This window comes from Enterobacter cloacae complex sp.6700776 (assembly GCF_048284255.1).
Classification (GTDB): Bacteria; Pseudomonadota; Gammaproteobacteria; order Enterobacterales; family Enterobacteriaceae; genus Enterobacter; species Enterobacter intestinihominis.
On record NZ_JBLVYK010000001.1, the window covers coordinates 176,112 to 195,861 of the forward strand.

The 19,750-nt window shown below is 54.6% G+C and carries 16 protein-coding genes; 10 read left to right on the forward strand and 6 right to left on the reverse strand.

Going from position 1 to position 19,750, the window contains the following annotated elements:
• Positions 1-29 precede the first annotated feature (29 nt).
• Both znuB and znuC read right to left on the reverse strand, forming a co-directional pair.
• A complete protein-coding gene (znuB, locus tag ACNQ0T_RS01040) occupies positions 30-815 on the reverse strand; it encodes a zinc ABC transporter permease subunit ZnuB (RefSeq protein WP_022648485.1) in 786 nt (261 codons plus the stop codon).
• The gene (gene znuC / locus ACNQ0T_RS01045; RefSeq protein WP_003859757.1) at positions 812-1,567 is read right to left on the reverse strand and encodes a zinc ABC transporter ATP-binding protein ZnuC; all 756 of its coding nucleotides are present in this window, start codon (positions 1,565-1,567) and stop codon (positions 812-814) included. Before znuC ends, znuB begins: the two co-directional genes overlap by 4 nt.
• 77 nt (positions 1,568-1,644) lie before the next feature.
• Between znuC and znuA the strand changes: the two genes are divergently transcribed.
• From znuA to lpxM, 3 genes are all read left to right on the forward strand, one after another.
• A complete protein-coding gene (znuA, locus tag ACNQ0T_RS01050; RefSeq protein ID WP_032622452.1) occupies positions 1,645-2,589 on the forward strand; it encodes a zinc ABC transporter substrate-binding protein ZnuA in 945 nt (314 codons plus the stop codon).
• 15 nt (positions 2,590-2,604) lie between these two features.
• On the forward strand, positions 2,605-3,924 hold the full coding sequence (gene mepM / locus ACNQ0T_RS01055; RefSeq protein WP_022648483.1) for a murein DD-endopeptidase MepM: 1,320 nt from the start codon (positions 2,605-2,607) through the stop codon (positions 3,922-3,924).
• A gap of 119 nt (positions 3,925-4,043) precedes the next feature.
• Positions 4,044-5,015, forward strand: a complete 972-nt coding sequence (lpxM, locus tag ACNQ0T_RS01060; protein ID WP_022648482.1) for a lauroyl-Kdo(2)-lipid IV(A) myristoyltransferase — start codon at positions 4,044-4,046, stop codon at positions 5,013-5,015.
• Between the two features lie 43 nt (positions 5,016-5,058).
• On the opposite strand, the gene pyk is transcribed toward lpxM, so the two are convergent.
• Together pyk and ACNQ0T_RS01070 are read right to left on the reverse strand one after the other, a co-directional pair.
• On the reverse strand, positions 5,059-6,501 hold the full coding sequence (gene pyk, locus ACNQ0T_RS01065; protein ID WP_003859767.1) for a pyruvate kinase: 1,443 nt from the start codon (positions 6,499-6,501) through the stop codon (positions 5,059-5,061).
• Between the two features lie 114 nt (positions 6,502-6,615).
• Positions 6,616-7,485 carry a MurR/RpiR family transcriptional regulator gene (locus tag ACNQ0T_RS01070; RefSeq protein WP_003859769.1) on the reverse strand — a complete coding sequence of 290 codons (870 nt, stop codon included), beginning with the start codon at positions 7,483-7,485 and terminating at the stop codon, positions 6,616-6,618.
• 354 nt (positions 7,486-7,839) lie between these two features.
• On the opposite strand from ACNQ0T_RS01070, the gene zwf reads away from it, so the two are divergent.
• The 5 genes from zwf (at position 7,840) to ACNQ0T_RS01095 (ending at position 14,880) form a co-directional block, all read left to right on the forward strand.
• A complete protein-coding gene (gene zwf, locus ACNQ0T_RS01075) occupies positions 7,840-9,315 on the forward strand; it encodes a glucose-6-phosphate dehydrogenase (RefSeq protein WP_022648481.1) in 1,476 nt (491 codons plus the stop codon).
• A gap of 234 nt (positions 9,316-9,549) precedes the next feature.
• Positions 9,550-11,361, forward strand: a complete 1,812-nt coding sequence (gene edd, locus ACNQ0T_RS01080; protein WP_038416268.1) for a phosphogluconate dehydratase — start codon at positions 9,550-9,552, stop codon at positions 11,359-11,361.
• A gap of 39 nt (positions 11,362-11,400) precedes the next feature.
• Positions 11,401-12,042 (forward strand): bifunctional 4-hydroxy-2-oxoglutarate aldolase/2-dehydro-3-deoxy-phosphogluconate aldolase, encoded by a 642-nt coding sequence (gene kdgA / locus ACNQ0T_RS01085; protein ID WP_023300441.1) that lies wholly within the window; start codon positions 11,401-11,403, stop codon positions 12,040-12,042.
• Positions 12,043-12,374: 332 nt separating this feature from the next.
• On the forward strand, positions 12,375-13,613 hold the full coding sequence (locus ACNQ0T_RS01090) for a type VI secretion system Vgr family protein (RefSeq protein ID WP_417929404.1): 1,239 nt from the start codon (positions 12,375-12,377) through the stop codon (positions 13,611-13,613).
• Complete coding sequence (locus ACNQ0T_RS01095) at positions 13,534-14,880, forward strand: hypothetical protein (RefSeq protein ID WP_417929406.1); 1,347 nt, start codon at positions 13,534-13,536, stop codon at positions 14,878-14,880. Before ACNQ0T_RS01090 ends, ACNQ0T_RS01095 begins: the two co-directional genes overlap by 80 nt.
• A 61-nt stretch (positions 14,881-14,941) precedes the next feature.
• Here ACNQ0T_RS01095 and purT read toward each other — a convergent pair whose 3' ends face one another.
• The gene (gene purT, locus ACNQ0T_RS01100) at positions 14,942-16,120 is read right to left on the reverse strand and encodes a formate-dependent phosphoribosylglycinamide formyltransferase (RefSeq protein ID WP_417929407.1); all 1,179 of its coding nucleotides are present in this window, start codon (positions 16,118-16,120) and stop codon (positions 14,942-14,944) included.
• Between the two features lie 172 nt (positions 16,121-16,292).
• Between purT and ACNQ0T_RS01105 the strand changes: the two genes are divergently transcribed.
• Complete coding sequence (locus tag ACNQ0T_RS01105; protein WP_022648470.1) at positions 16,293-16,943, forward strand: tellurite resistance TerB family protein; 651 nt, start codon at positions 16,293-16,295, stop codon at positions 16,941-16,943.
• Between the two features lie 75 nt (positions 16,944-17,018).
• Entirely contained in the window at positions 17,019-19,094 is a 2,076-nt protein-coding gene (gene ptrB, locus ACNQ0T_RS01110; protein WP_063150087.1) for an oligopeptidase B, read from the forward strand.
• On the opposite strand, the gene exoX is transcribed toward ptrB, so the two are convergent.
• Positions 19,076-19,738 carry an exodeoxyribonuclease X gene (gene exoX / locus ACNQ0T_RS01115; RefSeq protein ID WP_022648468.1) on the reverse strand — a complete coding sequence of 221 codons (663 nt, stop codon included), beginning with the start codon at positions 19,736-19,738 and terminating at the stop codon, positions 19,076-19,078. The two genes, ptrB and exoX, sit on opposite strands and share 19 nt — an antisense overlap.
• Positions 19,739-19,750 lie beyond the last annotated feature (12 nt).

Consider the following 19,750-nt stretch of genomic DNA (forward strand, 5'->3'; position numbering starts at 1 on the left):
TAAGCGAAGCGCCACCGGGGACATGCTGACTACTGCGCGGTTTTTTTCATCATACTGAAAATAAACAACACCGCCGCGCACAATACCACCGACGGCCCTGCTGGCGTGTCATAGAACGCCGAGAAGGTTAAGCCGCCCGTCACCGCGATCATTCCGATAATCACCGCGATACCGGCCATTTGCTCCGGCGTACGCGCAAAACGACGCGCCGTGGCGGCAGGGATTATCAACAGCGACGTGATGATCAGCGCGCCAACAAATTTCATCGCCACCCCGATGGTTAACGCCGTCACCAGCATCAAGAGCAGCTTCACGCGCTGAAGCTTCACGCCGTCGACAAAGGCCAGATCGGGGCTGACGGTCATTGCCAGTAAATTCCGCCACTGCCACAGCAGGATCCCGAGCACCACCACCACGCCAATGGCAATCGAAATCAGATCTTCGGGCGTGACGGCCAGCAGATCGCCGAACAGATAGGCCATCAGGTCCACGCGGATGTTGGACATCAGGCTCACCACCACCAGGCCCAGCGACAGGGCGCTGTGCGCCATAATGCCGAGCAGGGTATCAATGGCCAGATGAGGGCGTTTTTCCAGCCAGACCAGACCGGCGGCCAGCAGCAGCGTGACGACAATCACCGCATAAAAAGGGTTCACGTCCAGCAACAAACCAAACGCGACACCCAGCAATGACGCATGGGCCAGCGTATCGCCGAAATAGGACATTCTGCGCCAGACGACAAACGAGCCGAGTGGACCCGCGGCGCAGGCAAGCATAATCCCGGCCAGCCAGCCGGGCAGTAACAGTTCAATCATGAGTGTCCATTTCCCCGACGCAGGACAATTCGTCCCTGTAAATCATGGCGGTGATTGTGATTATGGCGATAGATGCCCAGCTGTTCGGCGCCACGATGGCCAAACATGGAGATAAATTCGGGATGCATTGACACCACTTCCGGCGTGCCGGAACAACAGATGTGATGGTTCAGGCACAGCACTTCGTCGGTTTTGGCCATTACCAGATGCAGATCGTGGGAGACCATCAGCACCGCGCAGTTAAGCTCCCGACGGAGCTGGTCGATAAGATCGTACAGCGCAACCTGACCGTTGACGTCGACACCCTGCGTCGGCTCGTCCAGGACCAGCAGCTGAGGGCTGCTGAGCAGGGCGCGGGCAAGCAATACGCGCTGGGTTTCACCGCCCGACAGCTTTTGCAAAGGCGCCTCAACAAGATGTCCCGCCTGAACGCGTTTTAGCGCCGGTAGGATATCCGCTTTACGCGTACCGGGACGGAGACGCAGGAAGCGGCTCACCGTCAGGGGCAGGGTGGCATCAAGATGTAATTTTTGCGGCACATAGCCGATACGCAATTTGTCCTCGCGGACGATAACACCTGCGTCAGGGGCTACCAGGCCTAATACGACGCGCACCAGCGTCGATTTGCCTGCACCGTTAGGGCCGAGCAGCGTGAGTATTTTGCCGGGCTTCAGATTCAGCGACACGTCAGAAAGGACGCGGCGCTGGCCGAATGAGACCGAAACATTTTCAAGAGAAACTAAAGTCGTCATGTCAATTTAAGCTTGCAGAAGTCATCGAATGTTATAATATCACATTCCACGCATTCATTACGATGATTAGTCGCATTATGTTACAGAAAAATACGCTTCTTTTCGCAGCTTTATCCGCTGCTCTTTGGGGGACAACAGCACAAGATGTTAACGCTGCCGTTGTCGCTTCGCTTAAACCACTTGGCTTTATCGCCGCTGCCATCGCCGACGGTGTGACGGACACAGAGGTTCTTCTGCCTGACGGGGCCTCCGAGCATGATTATTCTCTGCGTCCGTCTGATGTAAAACGCTTACAGAACGCGGACTTAGTCGTCTGGATTGGTCCTGAGATGGAAGCGTTCATGCAGAAATCCGCTAAACAGGTCCCTGCGGAGAAACAGGTGACGATTGGTGAGCTGTCCGCTGTGAAACCGTTACTGATGAAAGGGGCTGAGGACGAGGGCGACGAACACGACCACGACCATGCTCATGGCGAAAAAGGTGACGACCATCACCATCACGGTGAATACAACATGCATCTCTGGCTCTCCCCAGAGATAGCGCGGCTTACAGCGGTTGCAATCCACGACAAATTAGTGGAACTTATGCCGCAAAGTCGAATCAAACTCGACGCCAACCTGAAGGATTTTGAGGCTCAATTAGCCGCAACCGACAAACAGGTAGGTAACGAGCTCGCACCGCTTAAAGGAAAAGGGTACTTCGTTTTTCATGATGCCTACGGGTATTACGAGAAACATTACGGTCTGACCCCATTGGGGCATTTTACCGTCAACCCTGAAATTCAGCCTGGTGCGCAGCGTTTACATGAAATCAGAACACAGTTGGTTGAGCAAAAAGCGACATGCGTTTTTGCTGAGCCACAGTTCAGGCCAGCGGTCGTAGAAGCCGTGGCCAGGGGAACATCCGTGCGCATGGGAACCCTTGACCCGCTAGGTACGAACATCCAGTTGAGCAAAGCGAGCTATTCGCAGTTCCTCAGCCAACTGGCGAATCAGTATGCGAGCTGCCTGAAAGGAGATTAACGAGGAAGTGAATACGTGCAACAGATAGCCCGCTCTGTCGCCCTGGCATTTAACAATCTGCCTCGACCCCACCGCGTTATGCTGGGGTCGCTTACAGTTCTCACGTTAGCGGTCGCCGTCTGGCGGCCCTATGTTTACCACCCGAGTTCTGCCCCTATTATTAAAACCATCGAACTGGAGAAGAGCGAGATCCGCTCTCTGCTGCCTGAGGCCAGCGAGCCTATCGATCAGGCCGCACAGGAAGATGAAGCTATTCCCCAGGATGAGCTGGATGACAAGATCCAGAATGAAACCGGCATTCATGAATATGTTGTTTCTACTGGCGATACGCTGAGCAGCGTCCTGAACCAGTACGGTATCGACATGGGCAACATTAGCCAGCTTGCCGCATCCGATAAAGAGCTGCGTAACCTGAAAATTGGTCAGCAGCTTTCCTGGACCTTAACGCCCGACGGCGATCTGCAACGTCTGACCTGGGAGATGTCCCGTCGCGAAACCCGCACCTACGATCGCACCGCAAACGGTTTCAAAATGACCAGTGAAATGCAGCAGGGCGACTGGGTTAACAGCGTGATGAAAGGGACCGTCGGCGGCAGCTTTGTTTCCAGTGCCCGCGATGCTGGCCTGACCAGCGCTGAAATCAGCTCGGTGATCAAAGCCATGCAGTGGCAGATGGATTTCCGCAAACTGAAAAAAGGCGATCAGTTCTCTGTCCTGATGTCCCGCGAAATGCTGGACGGTAAGCGCGAGCAGAGCCAGCTGGTGGGTGTTCGTCTGCGTTCAGACGGCAAAGACTACTACGCCATTCGCGCGGAAGACGGTAAGTTCTATGACCGCAGCGGTACGGGCCTGGCAAAAGGCTTCCTGCGTTTCCCAACGGCGAAACAGTTCCGCGTCTCCTCCAACTTTAACCCGCGTCGTCTGAACCCGGTAACGGGCCGCGTTGCGCCGCACCGTGGCGTTGACTTCGCCATGCCGCAGGGCACGCCAGTGCTGGCGGTAGGCGATGGTGAAGTGGTCATGGCGAAACGCAGCGGTGCTGCTGGCTATTACGTTGCTATTCGTCACGGTCGCACGTACACCACCCGCTACATGCACCTGCGTAAACTGCTGGTCAAACCGGGCCAGAAGGTGAAACGTGGCGATCGCATCGCGCTGTCTGGTAACACCGGCCGGTCGACGGGCCCGCACCTGCACTACGAAGTGTGGATCAACCAGCAGGCGGTTAACCCGCTGACGGCGAAACTGCCGCGCACCGAAGGGCTGACCGGGAAAGATCGCAAAGATTACCTGGCGCAGGTGAAAGAGGTGATGCCACAGCTGCGCTTCGACTAAGCTAACACCCTCAAAAATAAGCCGGCGTCAGTGTGCGCCGGCTTTTTCTTTTGTACGCGGACGGCTGCCTCGCTACACTATCTGAATATATTTTTGCGTCACCAGATCCTGGAACCCGCATGGAAACCAAAAAAAACAATATTGAGTACATTCCCGAGTTTGAAAAATCCTTTCGCCACCCGCGTAACTGGGGCGCCTGGCTTGGCGTATACGCGTTTGCTGGCATGGCGTTACTACCTGCTTCCCTCCGCGATCCGGTGCTCGGTAAAGTGGGGTGCCTGGCAGGGCGCTTAGGTAAAAGCGCACGCCGCCGGGCGCAAATAAACCTTCTGTACTGCTTCCCGGATAAAACCGACGTCGAACGCGAAGCAATCATTGATGACATGTATACCACCGCGCCACAGGCCATGGCGATGATGGCGGAACTGGCGCTGAAAGGGCCGGAAAAGATCGTCGACCGCGTTGACTGGAAAGGGCTGGAAATCATCGACGAGATGCGTCGCAATGATGAAAAAGTGATTTTCCTGGTGCCGCACGGTTGGGGGGTCGACATTCCGGCAATGTTAATGGCATCGCAGGGCCAGAAAATGGCGGCGATGTTCCATAATCAGGGAAACAAAATCTACGATTTCGTCTGGAATACCGTGCGCCGTCGCTTTGGCGGACGTCTGCACGCCCGTAACGATGGCATTAAGCCTTTCATTCAGTCGGTACGTCAGGGTTACTGGGGCTACTATCTGCCCGATCAGGACCACGGTCCTGAGCACAGCGAGTTCGTCGATTTCTTCGCGACCTATAAAGCTACGCTACCCGCGATTGGTCGCCTGATGAAAGTCTGCCGTGCCCGCGTGATCCCGCTGTTCCCGGTTTATGACGGTAAAACGCATCGCCTGAGCATTGAGGTACGTCCGCCGATGGACGATCTGCTGACCGCGGACGATCGCACCATTGCACGCCGCATGAATGAAGAGGTGGAAGTGCTGGTGGGGCCACATAAGGAGCAATATACGTGGATCCTGAAGTTGCTCAAAACGCGTAAACCTGGCGAAACAGAGCCGTACAAGCGTAAAGAGCTTTTCCCGAAGAAATAGGAAACCTTCACCCCTCTCCCCTTAGGGGAGAGGGGATCGGAGCTTACTCTACGGTCAGTACGCGGGTGGTATTGGTTGAGCCGATGGTGCTCATCACGTCACCCTGCGTCACGATAACGATATCACCGGATACCAGATAACCTTTGTCGCGCAGCAGATTCACGGCATCGTGCGCGGCGGCCACGCCATCGTTGGTGCTGTCGAAGTAGACTGGCGTCACGCCGCGATACAGCGCCGTCAGGTTCAGCGTACGCTCATGACGGGACATGGCGAAGATCGGCAGACCAGAGCTGATGCGAGACGTCATTAGCGCGGTACGGCCAGATTCGGTCATGGTGATGATCGCCGTGACCCCTTTCAGGTGGTTGGCTGCGTACATCGCGGACATCGCAATCGCTTCTTCCACATTGTCGAACTGGATATCCAGGCGGTGCTTGGAGACATTAATGCTTGGGATCTTCTCCGCACCCAGGCAGACGCGCGCCATGGCGGCCACGGTTTCCGCCGGATACTGACCCGCAGCGGTTTCTGCTGACAGCATCACTGCGTCAGTACCATCCAGCACGGCGTTCGCCACGTCCATGACTTCCGCACGGGTTGGCATTGGGTTGGTGATCATGGATTCCATCATCTGGGTGGCGGTGATCACCGCGCGGTTCAGCTGACGCGCGCGACGGATCAGCGCTTTCTGGATACCGACCAGTTCAGGGTCGCCAATTTCCACGCCCAGATCACCACGGGCAACCATCACCACGTCAGACGCCAGGATCACGTCGTCCATCGCGTCCTGATCGCAGACCGCTTCAGCGCGTTCCACTTTCGCAACAATTTTCGCATCGCAGCCTGCATCACGCGCCAGGCGGCGAGCATAGTTCAGATCTTCGCCGCAGCGGGGGAAGGAGACGGCCAGATAATCCACGCCGATCTGCGCTGCGGTCACGATATCCGCTTTGTCTTTATCGGTCAGCGCTTCGGCAGACAGGCCACCGCCGAGTTTGTTGATGCCTTTGTTGTTGGAGAGCGGGCCGCCGACGGTCACTTCGGTGAACACCTTCATACCCTGAACTTCCAGCACTTTCAGCTGTACGCGTCCGTCGTCCAGCAGCAGGATGTCGCCAGGCACAACGTCAGCAGGCAGACCTTTGTAGTCGATACCCACTTTTTCCTTATCGCCTTCGCCTTTGCTCAGGTTGGCATCCAGCAGGAATTTATCGCCGATGTTGAGGAAGACTTTGCCCTCTTTAAAGGTCGATACGCGGATTTTTGGACCTTGCAGGTCACCGAGGATAGCAACATGGCGGCCCAGTTTAGCTGCGATTTCACGCACTTTGTCGGCACGTAATTTATGGTCTTCTGGCGTACCGTGAGAGAAGTTCATGCGCACCACGTTGGCACCCGCGGCGATAATCTTCTCGAGGTTATTATCGCGGTCGGTGGCCGGGCCTAGGGTGGTGACGATCTTGGTTCTGCGAAGCCTTCTGGACATGTAATACTCCGTTGACTGAAACAACTTTGGTGTTGCGTGAACATAGAATCGGCCTTCATCTATCGCAAGGCAGTAGCGAGGGGACCGAATGCCGTAAATCGTACATCGTCGTTATTAGGGAACATCGCTCTTTATAAGCAATTCTTTATCAAAACGCGATTCTTTCAGGGCTTCCTTGACCCGCTTCAAGTTATCCCGGAATTTTGCGCCCCGGCGTAAGGTAAAACCGGTCGCCAGCACGTCGATGACCGTCAGCTGCGCCAGGCGGGAGACCATCGGCATGTACATGTCGGTATCTTCCGGTACGTCCAGGGTAATGGCGAGCGTTGCTTCCCGGGCCAGCGGCGTACCTGCCGTCGTCAGGGCGATGACCATCGCATCGTTGTCACGCGCGAGTTGCGCCAGCTCCACCTGGCTCTTGGTGCGGCCCGTATGGGAGATGAGTACCACGACATCATCTTCGCTACAATTCATACAGCTCATGCGTTGCAGCACAATGTCATCGGAGTAAATCACCGGCACGTTAAAGCGAAAGAACTTATTCATGGCGTCATGCGCCACGGCGGCGGACGAGCCAAGGCCAAAGAAGGCAATCCGTTTGGCCTGCGTAAGAAGATCGACCGCGCGATTCACTGAACTCATGTCCAGAGACTGGCGAACATGGTCGAGCGTGGCCATTGCCGATTCAAATATTTTTGCGGTGTAAGCATCAACGCTGTCGTCTTCATCTACATTGCGATTAACATACGGGGTACCGTTTGCCAGACTTTGTGCCAGATGCAGTTTAAAATCAGGAAAGCCGCGGGTGTCCAGACTACGACAGAATCGATTGACCGTCGGTTCGCTGACGCCTGATTCCTGTGCCAGAGCGGCGATGCTTGAATGAATCGCCTGAGCGGGCGCGGCGAGAATAACTTCAGCCACTTTGCGCTCGGATTTGCTAAGGTGTTCCAGTTGAAACTGGATTTTTTCCAGCATGTTCATTGTTAACAAGACGCTCATGAGGGCATAAACGATTTCATAGAGATGAAACCTTGATTCGATTTAGCCGATATTACCCCCGGGACACCCGAAAGGGTAATCGTCGACAAGAAATGTTGTTGTTTTTTTTCATTACTTGATCGACGTCGGGTTTTGCTCTGACCCTGTTGCGCAAAGAATCGACATTAGTTGCGTCACCAGACGGGCATTATGGCAACGGCGACGAAAAATCACCGTATCGCACGTGACGTTAAGCGCTAATGGTTTCAGGAAACGCGTAAAAGCAGTACAGTGCATTGTAATAAAATTACAACGATACCTGGCAGAGTACCAGGAGATCTAACTGAGGAGAATGACATGGCGGTAACGCAAACAGCCCAGGCATGTGACCTGGTCATTTTCGGCGCGAAAGGCGATCTTGCACGCCGAAAATTGCTGCCTTCCCTGTATCAGCTCGAAAAAGCGGGCCAGATCCATCCCGATACCCGAATTCTTGGGGTAGGGCGCGCCGACTGGGATAAGGAGGCTTATACCAAAGTCGTGCGCGAGGCGCTCGAAACCTTCATGAAAGAGAAAATCGATGAAAGCCTTTGGGATAAGCTGAGCGGGCGTCTCGATTTCTGCAATCTGGACGTCAACGATGTAAGCGCCTTTACCCGTCTGGGTGAAATGCTGGACCAGGAAAATCGCGTCACCATTAACTATTTCGCCATGCCGCCAAGCACCTTCGGCGCCATCTGCAAAGGTCTGGGCGAAGCGAAGCTGAACGCCAAACCGGCGCGCGTGGTGATGGAGAAGCCGCTGGGTACGTCGCTTGCAACCTCGCGTGAAATCAACGACCAGGTGGGCGAGTTCTTTGAGGAGTGTCAGGTTTACCGTATTGACCACTATCTGGGTAAAGAGACGGTTCTGAACCTGCTGGCGCTGCGTTTTGCCAACTCCCTGTTTGTGAACAACTGGGACAACCGCACTATCGACCACGTGGAAATTACCGTGGCGGAAGAAGTGGGCATCGAAGGCCGCTGGGGCTACTTCGACCAGGCCGGCCAGATGCGTGACATGATCCAGAACCACCTGCTGCAAATTCTGTGCATGATTGCCATGTCTCCACCGTCAGATCTGACGGCCGACAGTATTCGTGACGCCAAAGTGAAAGTGCTGAAATCACTGCGCCGTATTGACCGCTCCAACGTGCGTGAGAAAACCGTGCGCGGCCAGTACACCGCAGGTTTTGCCCAGGGGAAAAAAGTCCCTGGCTATCTGGAAGAAGAGGGCGCGAACAAGTCCAGCAACACCGAGACGTTTGTGGCGATCCGCGTGGATATCGACGACTGGCGCTGGGCCGGCGTGCCGTTCTACCTGCGTACCGGGAAACGTCTGCCGGCAAAATGCTCCGAAGTGGTGGTCTACTTCAAAAATCCGGAACTGAACCTGTTCAAAGAATCCTGGCAGGAACTGCCGCAGAACAAACTGACCATCCGTTTACAGCCGGACGAGGGTGTGGATATTCAGATCCTGAACAAAGTGCCGGGTCTTGATCACAAACACAACCTGCAAACCACCAAGCTCGACCTGAGTTACTCTGAAACTTTCAACCAGACGCATCTGGCCGATGCTTACGAGCGTCTGCTGCTGGAAACCATGCGTGGTATCCAGGCGCTGTTCGTCCGCCGCGATGAAGTGGAAGAGGCGTGGAAGTGGGTGGACTCAATCACCGAAGCGTGGGCAGCCGACCAGGACGCGCCAAAACCGTATCAGGCGGGAACATGGGGACCTGTCGCCTCCGTTGCGATGATCACCCGTGATGGCCGCTCCTGGAACGAGTTTGAATAACCCCCATCTCTAGCCCAAAGGTGTTATTTTACCGGTAACATGATCTAACACAGCAAGTGGCATAATTTTTAATCTTTTAAGCTCCGCGTGGATTCACCCGCGGAGCTTTTTTTATTACACTCCCTTCAGACATTTTGCCCCTGCGCTCCGGATATCAGGCGTTTCAGCGTTGTTAACAACCGTCAGAAACTGTGTAAACTCCCGAGCCTGGACAGATAAATTAGAGGAGCTTTTATGAATCCGACATTGTTACGCGTAACACAACGCATCGTTGAACGCTCGAAAGAGACCCGTGCTGCCTACCTTGCCCGCATCGAACAGGCGAAGAGTGAAACGGTCCATCGCTCACAGCTGGCCTGCGGGAATCTGGCCCACGGCTTTGCCGCCTGCCAGCCTGGTGATAAAGACGCGCTGAAAAGCATGCTGCGTAACAATATCGCCATCATTACCTCCTATAACGACATGCTTTCAGCCCACCAGCCGTATGAGGTTTACCCGTCTATCATCCGCAATGCGCTGCACAGCGTGAACGCGGTGGGCCAGGTTGCAGGCGGCGTGCCGGCCATGTGTGATGGCGTGACTCAGGGACAGGACGGTATGGAGCTGTCTCTGTTGAGCCGCGAAGTGATCGCCATGTCGGCGGCAGTGGGCCTCTCTCACAATATGTTTGATGGCGCGCTCTACCTGGGCGTATGCGACAAAATCGTCCCGGGGCTGGTGATGGCCGCGCTGTCGTTTGGCCATCTGCCAGCGATTTTTGTGCCGTCAGGCCCGATGGCAAGCGGTCTGCCAAACAAGGAAAAAGTCCGTATCCGCCAGCTGTATGCCGAAGGAAAAGCGGACCGTCAGGCGCTGCTGGAAGCGGAAGCCGCGTCCTATCACGCGCCGGGCACCTGTACGTTCTACGGTACGGCCAACACCAACCAGATGGTGGTGGAGTTTATGGGGATGCAGCTACCGGGCTCGTCGTTCATCCAGCCGGATGCGCCACTGCGTAAAGCGCTGACCGAAGCCGCAGCCCGTCAGGTGACGCGTCTGACCGGTAACGGCAACGAGTGGATGCCAATGGGCAAAATGGTCGATGAAAAAGTCATCGTCAACGGGATCGTCGCCCTGCTGGCGACCGGCGGTTCAACCAACCATACCATGCACCTTGTCGCGATGGCGCGCGCGGCGGGCATTCTGATCAACTGGGATGACTTCTCCGATATCTCCTCCGTGGTACCGCTGATGGCGCGTCTGTACCCGAACGGTCCGGCGGACATTAACCATTTCCAGGCCGCGGGCGGCGTGCCGGTGCTGATGCGCGAGCTGCTGAAAGGCGGCCTGCTGCATGAGGATGTCAACACGGTGGCGGGCTTTGGCCTGCATCGCTATACCCTTGAGCCGTGGCTGAACAACGGTGAGCTGGACTGGCGCGAGGGGGCGAGCAACTCGCTCGATCCTCAGGTTATCGCGACCTTCGAACAGCCGTTCTCTCCTCACGGCGGCACCAAAGTGCTGAGCGGTAACCTTGGGCGTGCCGTAATGAAAACCTCTGCCGTGCCGGAAGAGAATCAGGTTATCGAAGCCCCGGCGGTGGTGTTTGAAAGCCAGCACGACGTTTTACCTGCCTTCGACGCGGGTCTGCTTGATAAAGACTGCGTAGTCGTGGTGCGTCATCAGGGACCAAAAGCGAACGGGATGCCAGAATTACATAAACTTATGCCGCCGCTTGGTGTATTATTGGACCGCCGTTTCAAAATTGCGCTGGTTACCGATGGACGCCTCTCGGGGGCATCCGGTAAAGTGCCTTCAGCGATTCATGTCACCCCGGAAGCCTACGACGGCGGCCTGCTGGCGAAAGTCCATGATGGAGACATGATCCGCGTTAACGGTCAGACAGGCGAGTTAACCCTGCTGGTGGACGAAGCAGAGCTGGCGGCGCGTCAGCCACATATTCCTGACCTGAGCGCATCCCGCGTGGGTACCGGACGCGAAATGTTTGGTGCGTTGCGTGAGAAACTCTCCGGTGCGGAGCAGGGCGCAACCTGTATTACGTTTTAAGACGACTTGATTTTAACGATCTGGCGAGAGAAAACTCTGATGAAAAACTGGAAAACAAGTGCAGAAGCAATCCTGACTACTGGCCCTGTCGTGCCGGTTATTGTGGTAAACAAACTGGAGCACGCTGTCCCAATGGCGAAGGCGCTGGTTGCGGGTGGCGTTCGTGTTCTGGAAGTGACCCTGCGTACTGCCTGTGCGATGGATGCGATTCGCGCTATCGCCAAAGAAGTGCCGGAAGCGATCATCGGTGCTGGTACGGTTCTGAATGCGCAGCAGCTGGCGGAAGTGACCGAAGCGGGCGCACAGTTTGCCATCAGCCCGGGCCTGACCGAGCCGCTGCTGAAAGCCGCAACCGAAGGTACTATTCCGCTGATCCCGGGTATCAGCACCGTTTCTGAACTGATGCTGGGCATGGACTACGGCCTGAAAGAGTTTAAATTCTTCCCGGCTGAAGCGAACGGCGGCACCAAAGCGTTGCAGGCGATTGCAGGCCCGTTCTCCCAGGTGCGTTTCTGCCCAACGGGTGGCATCTCTCCGGCCAACTACCGCGACTACCTGGCGCTGAAAAGCGTGCTGTGCATCGGTGGCTCCTGGCTGGTTCCGGCGGATGCGCTGGAAGCAGGCGACTGGGATCGCATTACTAAACTGGCTCGCGAAGCGGTAGAAGGCGCGAAACAGTAACAAATGCTCAATGCATAAAGCAGGCCCTCTGGCCTGATGCTGGTCACTTTATGTGACCAGCATGTATAAGTTCTTCTTCCCACAAACATTTTTAATATCCCTAACCCCCAGGCGTATCATTCTTCATTATTAAATAATCCCTCACTTATATATTTGATGAATAATTCATCCTTAATTTATCTGTGATGAAATTGCCTGGGCTCTTTTTATTTATTCTGTGAATAATATTACTTCCTTTGAGTCAATTCAACTTGAGGTTGGGTATTTTAATAGGAGAACGATAGGTGTATTGTTTTTAATAAACGGAATGTTTGTTAAAAGGATAAATAATAATGTCAGGGGAATCTGAGGTGGCTCAACGGTGGGACACGTTAAACAGATATTTATTGTATTTCCCGCGTGGCAAAAATGTTATTTCTGATGTTCATTCTTTTACAGGAAAAGAGATATTAAGCGAGCCTTATCGCTATACCATTCGCTTTACCAGTCCGGATCAAAACATTGCCATTAATGCTGTTCTTAATCAAAGGGCTGAGTTTATTCTGCGTGCACCCAATCTGGAAGCCTCATGGCATGGGCAAACCTCCTGGCTGCCGGTTCGCCAGATTAATGGCACGATCACCCAATTTTCCCGGCTGATGTCTTCAGGTGACGAAGCACTGTATGAATGCGTGCTGGAGCATGAGCTGGCGCTGCTGGATCAAAATTACCGTTCTGCGGTTTACATGAACATGACAGTCCCGGAGCTCGTTACAAAGCTGATGAAGGACAGTGGTCACTTTGACGGCTACAACATTGATTTTGAGCAACTGAGCCACAGCTATCCACGACGGGAAATGATCGTTCAGTGGAAAGAAACCGATTTGCGGTTCATCCGTCGGCTGCTGGCAGAGATAGGGATCTGGTTCCGTTTTGAGAATCACAACAAAGTGAAAACGGAAACCGTCGTTATTTTTGGGGATTCTGCGCGTCGTTACAACTTCAGCGACAAACAGATGCCTTATGTCCGACATTCAGGCATGACCAGTTATAACGAATACATCACCGATCTGGAGGAGCAGCACGGCCTGATCCCAAAAAATGTGTTGGTTCGCACCTATAACTACCGTGACCCGCAATCGCCGCAGACGGATAAGACCATTAAAACGAGCGATATTCCCGAAGGTGTAACGACAGGCCAACACTATCACTATGCCGATCACTATCTTGCTGCGGGGGATTTTCACGATGAAGAGGCGGAAACCGCCGCATTTTACGCTCGTCTGCGTTATGAACGCCTGTTGAACGGACAGAGTGTTCTGGGGGCGACAACCAGCGATCCCGAGCTTCAGCCAGGCATAATGTTTTATCCTGCAGGGCCTGTACCTGACGGGTTTAAGTCCGGGTTTGTGATAACTGCGATGATTATCCGCGGCAGCCGTGCTGAACACTATCGCGCCGTACTTTCTGGGATCCCCTATATACAAAAAACAGCCAGACCCGAATTCCACTGTGCCAGTCGTCATGATTGTTTTCCTCTATGTGATAGCCGTCGCAATGGGCCTCGCGATCCGGGCTCTAACCTGGCCTGAACAGGAACACGTTACGGCTCTCTTTTTTGTGCCTTCAGTTATTCTGCCCATCTGTGTTGTGTCGTTGTTAGTTTTTACAAGTTTCATATTTCATGACGCCAACATTCATTATGCTGAAACCCGAAAATTCATAGCAAAAGAGCAGGAGATTAATTTAAAGGCGTATGCGCGGAAAAATATGGCTATCGCAGCATGGTCTTCAATAACCCCCCTGGAGCAACCCGCGCTGAATATGTTGAAACTGGAAGGCGAATTTCCGCTGGCACCGAAAACGCCGGTTAACATTCAGCTGGAAGATCGCTTCGACCAGACCAGGAATGAACAGATGTTTTACCGCTTACTGGACCCGATGGCAGAAAAATTGAAGGGCTATAACTACCGTATTTTTGAAACCGTTGTCTGGGTTCGCGGAGGGAGTGGATCCTGCATTGATGAACTGAGACGCACTCTGGAGCGGTTGGGTATTGAAACGGCCAGCACGTGTAAAATTGAGTACAGCACAGAATGCCCTGACTACGCGATCGTTAGCCAATGGATGAACTTATCTGATTACAGAGTTGAAAACCGGCTGATTGTTATCGTTGATTTACATGAAGAAAGCGGCGAATCAAAGAGCATGGAAAATGCATGTGCATTCCTGCTGACCAGTCATTATGTCCGGGAGGAGGGCGAAAAACCGGTATATTTATATCAGCCTATGTCTGATGTGACCGATGTAGAGGACAAAATGGCGGTCTTCCTTGAGACGGGTTCGGTACTTACGCCGAAAAATCTCTGGTATACCGGGCTGTCCCGTATCGAAAAATATCCATTAATGCAGGCACTGGACAAAAAAGCGCTCACGGTGGAACGGCTGGATATCGATCCCTCTCTGGGCGCAAAGAGTGCCGGGTATCGGTGGCTGGCTCTGGCATTTGCGGCGGATGCGGTAAAATATGCCCAGGGGGAGCAACTGGTAGCATATTCAGACAAAAACAAATTTTGTATTACTGCGCTTTCCTCCCTGAAGACAGCTATCCCAAAAAAACTTACCTGGTGTAACTGGAGTAATCCCCTTTATCCTGCGGGGATGGCGGCTTTATTCTGCGTGTTATCCCTCATTGCCTATCGTATCAGTTTCCTGGCGCAAAACGATCCGCCAGCAATCTGGGAACTGATTGCGAGCATAATCATTCCCTTCGTTATTTTTATAGGCCTCGGTAGTTTTGTTTTCATCTCGAAAACGAATGAAGCCTACGAGGACATGGAATACGAATGGAAGCGATAGAAACGAAACTACGTTAATCATGCTATGTGGCTGGTCGCTTACTTGACCAGCCTTTAGTTATTTACCCTGTCACTTTCACCGCAGTGGCCGCTTTTTTCGCTCTCGCGACGGCTTCGTCCACGTTTTCCCCGGTCGCTAATGCCACGCCCAGACGACGGCTTCCGTCGATCTCCGGTTTGCCGAACAGCCGAACCTGCAAGCCTGCGCCTACCGCACCTTCGACGTTATCAAAGGTGACATTCTGGCTGGTCAGCTGCGGCAGGATCACCGCCGAGGCTGCCGGGCCGTACTGACGGATGCCGCCAACCGGCAGGCCGAGGAAAGCACGTACGTGCAGCGCGAACTCAGAGAGATCCTGCGAAATCAGCGTGACCATCCCGGTATCGTGCGGGCGAGGGGAGACTTCACTGAAGATCACCTCGTCGTCGCAAACAAACAACTCCACGCCGAACAGGCCGTAGCCGCCCAGCGCCAGCACCGTTTTGCGGGCGATCTCCTGCGCGCGTGCCAGCGCCAGCGCGCTCATTCGCTGCGGCTGCCAGGATTCGCGATAATCGCCGTCTTCCTGGCGATGACCAATCGGGTCGCAGAAATAAACACCGTCCACGGCGCTGACGGTGAGCAGGGTAATTTCAAAATCAAATTTCACCACGCCTTCTACGATGACGCGCCCGGCACCGGCACGGCCGCCCTGCTGGGCATAGTCCCAGGCCTTGTCCAGCGTGCTGCTGTCGCGGATAAAGCTCTGCCCTTTGCCAGAGGAGCTCATTACCGGCTTAATGATGCACGGGTAGCCAATCTCCTCTACGGCCTGGAGAAACGCAGCTTTATCCCCGGCAAAACGGTAGCTGGAGGTCGGGAGCTGTAATTCTTCTGCCGCCAGGCGACGAATGCCTTCCCGGTTCATGGTCAGTTTTGCCGCTGTGGCACAGGGCACCACGCGCTGGCCTTCCTGTTCAAGGGCAACCAACATCTCAGTGGCAATGGCCTCAATTTCAGGTACCACGAAATCCGGTTTTTCGTCGGCAATTAACGCCCGCAGGGCATTACCGTCAAGCATATCGATGACGTGCGAGCGATGCGCGACGTGCATGGCGGGCGCATTCGCATAACGGTCCACCGCAATCACTTCCACACCCAAACGCTGGCATTCAATGGCCACTTCTTTACCCAGTTCACCCGATCCCAACAGCATGACGCGCGTCGCGGCAGGACGCAGCGCAGTTCCTAAACGAGTCATAAAAATCCCCCTGAAAAAGATGCGGGCAGTATAAACGAAAACGTTTGCGTATGTCTTGTATAGGGATAACCCGGACAGGGGAGAAATTTGCGCTTCTTTAGCACTGACAGACATTTCCTGACACCCGCTCGCTTAGGCTGTGAAGGTTATGCACTGTTACGTGAGGAAAAATATGTCAGGCTGGATGAATCAACTGCAATCCCTGTTGGGACAAAAAGGCTCGTCGTCCGGCGAGCAGGGTCTGAGCAAGCTGCTTGTGCCGGGTGCGCTCGGCGGGCTGGCCGGTTTGCTGGTTGCCAATAAATCATCGCGGAAACTGCTTACCAAATACGGTACCGGCGCGCTGCTGGCGGGCGGAGGGGCTATTGCAGGCTCCGTCTTATGGAACAAATACAAAGACAAGGTGCGCAACGCGCATCAGGATGAACCGCAGTACGGGAAGCAGGTTTCGCCGTTAGATTTACGTACCGAGCGCCTGATCCTCGCCCTGGTCTTTGCAGCCAAGAGCGACGGACATATTGATGCCAGTGAACGTGCCGCGATTGAACAGCAGATGCGGGAAGCGGGCGTTGAGGAGCAGGGCAGGGCGCTGGTGGCGCAGGCCATCGAACAGCCGCTCGATCCGCAGCGGCTGGCGCAAAGTGTGAAAAACGAAGAAGAGGCGCTGGAACTCTATTTTCTGAGCTGTGCTGCCATCGATATCGATCACTTTATGGAGCGCAGCTACCTGAACGCCCTGGGTGATGCGCTGAAGATCCCACAGGACGTTCGTGAGGGAATTGAGCAGGATATTCAGCAGCAGAAGCAGACCCTCGCGGGCTAGAAGGCCATGTTTCGCTTGCATCATACGCGTGTTTTGCCAACCTTATAGGATGTAAAACGAAAAAGTAAGAATGCCATGCCTCCAAAAGCCCGACGTACTCCTTATGCGATCACCACGCATGGCGATACGCGTATCGATAACTACTACTGGCTGCGGGACGATTCCCGTTCCCGGCCAGAGGTGCTCGACTATCTGCACGAGGAAAACGACTATGGCCGCCAGGTCATGGCCAGCCAGCAGGCGCTTCAGGATCAGCTCCTGAACGAAATGGTGCAGCGTATCCCCCAGCGTGATGTCTCTGCCCCGTGGTGCAAAAACGGTTATCGCTATCGCCATATTTATGAGCCGGGAAACGAATATCCCATCTACCAGCGCCAGTCTGTGCTAAGCGCCGAGTGGGACGAATGGGAGATCCTGCTGGATGCTAACAAACGTGCTGCCCACAGTGAGTTTTATACGCTGGGCGGCATGTCCATTTCCCCCGATAACGCCATTATGGCGCTGGCTGAGGATTACCTCTCCCGCCGCCAGTACGGTTTGCGTTTCCGCAATCTTGAAACGGGAAACTGGTATCCCGAAATGCTGGATAATGTCTCCCCCGATTTCGTCTGGGGTAACGATTCAGAAACGGTCTACTACGTTAAAAAGCATGCCTCAACGCTGCTACCTTATCAGGTCTGGCGTCATACGGTGGGGACCGATTCCGCCGATGATGAGCTTGTGTATGAAGAAAAAGACGAGACGTTCTACGTCAGCCTGCATAAAACCTCGTCTCGCCACTACGTGATTATCTTCCTTGCCAGCGCCACCACCTCTGAGGTGCTGCTGCTGGATGCCGAACTGCCGGATGCCCAGCCGCTGTGCTTCCTGCCGCGCCGTAAAGATCATGAGTACAGTCTGGATCACTTCCAGCACAGCTTTTACCTGCGTTCGAACCGCGAGGGCAAAAACTTTGGCCTTTATAAAACCAAAGTGCGCGATGAACGGAAGTGGGAAGTGTTAATTCCTGCGCGCGATCAGGTGATGCTGGAGGGGTTCACCCTGTTTACCGACTGGCTGGTGGTGGAAGAGCGTCAGCGCGGACTGACCAGTATCCGCCAAATCAACCGCAAAACCCGCGAAGTGGTGGGCATTGCGTTCGATGACCCGGCTTACGTGACGTGGATCGGCTTTAACCCGGAACCGGAATCGTCCCGCCTGCGGTACGGCTATTCGTCAATGACTACCCCGGACACGTTGTTTGAGCTGGATATGGACACCGGGCAGCGTCAGGTGATTAAACAGGCTGAGGTCCGGGGATTTGAGTCGGAAAATTATCGCAGTGAACACCTGTGGGTGACCGCGCGCGACGGCGTTGAAGTCCCCGTGTCTCTCGTCTACCACAAGGATCACTTCAACAAAGGTAAAAACCCCATCCTCATCTACGGTTACGGCTCCTACGGATCCAGCATGGACGCCGATTTCAGCAGCAGCAGGCTGAGCCTGCTCGACCGCGGTTTTGTTTATGCGATTGCCCATATTCGCGGCGGCGGCGAGCTGGGTCAGCACTGGTATGAAGACGGAAAATTTCTCAAAAAGAAAAATACCTTCAATGACTACCTTGATGTCTGCGATGCGCTGATCGCGCAGGGTTATGGCGATCCGCAACTCTGCTTTGGCATGGGGGGCAGCGCCGGAGGCATGTTAATGGGAGCCGTGGTAAACCAGCGGCCTGAACTGTTTAAAGGCGTTATCGCTCAGGTGCCGTTTGTGGACGTGGTGACGACCATGCTGGACGAAACCATTCCGCTGACCACCGGGGAGTTTGAGGAGTGGGGGAACCCGCAGGATGAAACCTATTACCGTTACATGAAAGAGTACAGCCCGTACGATAACGTCGAGGCGAAAGCCTATCCGCATATGCTGGTGACCACCGGCCTGCACGATTCCCAGGTGCAGTACTGGGAGCCCGCGAAATGGGTGGCGAAGCTGCGTGAGCTAAAAACTGACGATAATCTGCTGCTGCTGTGTACCGATATGGACTCGGGGCACGGAGGGAAATCAGGGCGATTTAAATCCTATGAAGGGGTGGCGCTGGAGTACGCCTTTTTGATTGGCCTGGCGCAGGATACGCTGCCAGGCCGCGCGGGAACTCAGGCTTCGCCTAAATAATGCTTCAGCGTCAGGCGCAGTTCCGGGCTCATTCTGTCGAGGTTGTTGTACAGCCAGCGCAGATAGCCCGGATCGTTGTCCGCCACTTCCGATACCGGTTTTCCACGATATTTACCGAACGTGAAGGTGGTCAGTAGGGCGGGGCGGCCGGTAATGGTCGCCATATCGTCCGGCGTCCATCCGGAAGTATTCATGATATCAATCAGGAGCGCTGCGGTGATGTAGCAGTCATAGAGGGCGCGGTGATGATGCAGCCCTTCCGGCGTCCGCACGCTTAGTTTGCGCGACTTATACAGCGCCATATTGCTGTATTTGATCCCCGGCCACAGACGGCGCGCCAGCTTCATGGTGCAAATCCATTCACCGGGCATCTCCGGCAGCACGCGGCGGTCAAAGCTGGCGTTATGGGCGACATACCACTGGCTACCGTGATAAAGAGGGATGATCTCTTCAATCCACGGCTTATCCGCCACCATCGATTCCGTAATGCGATGAATTGCCATCGCCTGCGCACTGATGGGACGGTCCGGGCGCACCAGGTGGCTCATTGGATTGACTATCTTTCCGTCAACCACGTCGACAGAGGCGACTTCCACAATTCCACCCTGCAAATCGCAGGTTTCGGTATCGATAACGCGCAGCATTGATCGCTCCTG

Coding starts and splice junctions, on each gene's coding strand:
- edd (WP_038416268.1), top strand. CDS start 9,550: ATGAATCCGACATTGTTACGCGTAACACAACGCATCGTTGAACGCTCG.
- ACNQ0T_RS01105 (WP_022648470.1), top strand. CDS start 16,293: ATGTCAGGCTGGATGAATCAACTGCAATCCCTGTTGGGACAAAAAGGC.
- ACNQ0T_RS01090 (WP_417929404.1), top strand. CDS start 12,375: ATGTCAGGGGAATCTGAGGTGGCTCAACGGTGGGACACGTTAAACAGA.
- purT (WP_417929407.1), bottom strand. CDS start 16,120: ATGACTCGTTTAGGAACTGCGCTGCGTCCTGCCGCGACGCGCGTCATG.
- ptrB (WP_063150087.1), top strand. CDS start 17,019: ATGCCTCCAAAAGCCCGACGTACTCCTTATGCGATCACCACGCATGGC.
- kdgA (WP_023300441.1), top strand. CDS start 11,401: ATGAAAAACTGGAAAACAAGTGCAGAAGCAATCCTGACTACTGGCCCT.
- pyk (WP_003859767.1), bottom strand. CDS start 6,501: ATGTCCAGAAGGCTTCGCAGAACCAAGATCGTCACCACCCTAGGCCCG.
- exoX (WP_022648468.1), bottom strand. CDS start 19,738: ATGCTGCGCGTTATCGATACCGAAACCTGCGATTTGCAGGGTGGAATT.
- zwf (WP_022648481.1), top strand. CDS start 7,840: ATGGCGGTAACGCAAACAGCCCAGGCATGTGACCTGGTCATTTTCGGC.
- znuC (WP_003859757.1), bottom strand. CDS start 1,567: ATGACGACTTTAGTTTCTCTTGAAAATGTTTCGGTCTCATTCGGCCAG.
- znuB (WP_022648485.1), bottom strand. CDS start 815: ATGATTGAACTGTTACTGCCCGGCTGGCTGGCCGGGATTATGCTTGCC.
- znuA (WP_032622452.1), top strand. CDS start 1,645: ATGTTACAGAAAAATACGCTTCTTTTCGCAGCTTTATCCGCTGCTCTT.
- ACNQ0T_RS01070 (WP_003859769.1), bottom strand. CDS start 7,485: ATGAACATGCTGGAAAAAATCCAGTTTCAACTGGAACACCTTAGCAAA.
- lpxM (WP_022648482.1), top strand. CDS start 4,044: ATGGAAACCAAAAAAAACAATATTGAGTACATTCCCGAGTTTGAAAAA.